Source organism: Salinimonas profundi (assembly GCF_014750655.1).
Classification (GTDB): Bacteria; Pseudomonadota; Gammaproteobacteria; order Enterobacterales; family Alteromonadaceae; genus Alteromonas; species Alteromonas profundi_A.
In genome coordinates this window covers 1-1,240 of the sequence record NZ_JABBXD010000026.1, presented here as the reverse complement: position 1 = coordinate 1,240, position 1,240 = coordinate 1, and the positions used below count along the sequence as shown (strand labels likewise).

Below are 1,240 nucleotides of genomic sequence, written 5' to 3'. Positions count from 1 at the left end.
TGGTAAGGCCTAACTTTCCTAGACACTTTCTATGTCCTTAAAATACTGCCTGTCATATTCTGTTGGTGACGTGCGTCCGTTGGCAGTATGACGACGTTTCGGATTGTAGAACATTTCGATGTAATGAAACATCGCTTGTCGCGCATCATCTCTGGTCTTGTACTTGATACGCCTGATCTTTTCCTTCTTCAGATTGCTAAAGAAGCTCTCCGCTACCGCGTTATCCCAACAGTTACCTCGTCGACTCATGCTGGGTTTCACATCCAACGTATTGAGTAACTTTCTGAAGCTGCGGCTACTGTACTGAGATCCTTGATCTGAATGCAGGTAGACCGTATCAGACGGTTTTCGCCGCCAGTAGGCAGCGGTTAGCGCGTCCATCACTAGCTCTTCTGTCATCCTGTCACCCATCGACCAACCAACGATATTCCGGGCGTACAAGTCCATTACAACAGCTAAAAACAAAAAACCTTCATGGGTATGGACGTAGGTAATATCGCTGACCCACCACTGGTTCGGGGCCGCGACGGTAAAATCGCGGTTTAGCGTATTGGCAGCCACAACGTCTGGCTTCCCGCCATAACGTCCCTTGGGCGCGTTGTATCCGCGCTGGGCTTTAATACTGGCTTGTTGCATCAGTCGTAAAACACGGTCACGTCCACACGGAATATTCGCCTCTAATAAATCCAGATGAAGGTTGCGGTAACCATGATGGCCACCGCTTTCCAGCCAGAACTGCTTGATGGCGCCGAGCAAGCGCTTGTCATCTTTATCACGCTGACATTCAGGGCGCTGCAACCACTCATAATAGCCACTGGGATGTAGCTCAAGTGCTTGGCACAATAATCTCACCGGGTAATCGGTACTACGAGATTTTACGAACGGGTACCGTTCTTTGACTCGCCGGCAAAGAACACCGCGGCTTCCTTTAATATGTCTCGTTCTTGCTGGGCGCGCTTCAGCTCACGCTTCAGTCTGGCAACTTCTGCACGTAAATCTTCATCGTCTTTACGCTGCTTGGTCGGCTTTGAGAAGGATTTCATCCAGCCGTAAAGGCTCTTGGTACTGATATCGAGCCGCGCTGCCACATCAGCGACACTGTAGCCATGAACCACCACTTGGTTCACTGCTTCCTGCTTAAATTCGTCTGAATAACGAATGCCTTTACCCATGATTTACCTCTTATGGTTTAAGTTACATTTTTACCATAAAAAGTGTCGAGAAATCTCAGGCCTTACCA

1 protein-coding gene is annotated in these 1,240 nt (G+C 48.9%); it reads right to left on the bottom strand.

The features are described 5' to 3' along the window. Window positions 1–18 precede the first annotated feature (18 nt). Window positions 19–1,172, bottom strand: a protein-coding gene (locus tag HHX48_RS18570; RefSeq protein ID WP_191026740.1) for an IS3 family transposase whose coding sequence is annotated in 2 segments (ribosomal slippage) — window positions 19–923 and window positions 923–1,172 — 1,155 coding nt in all. Because the reading frame shifts where the segments join, the coding sequence is not laid out codon by codon here. Window positions 1,173–1,240: the final 68 nt, after the last annotated feature.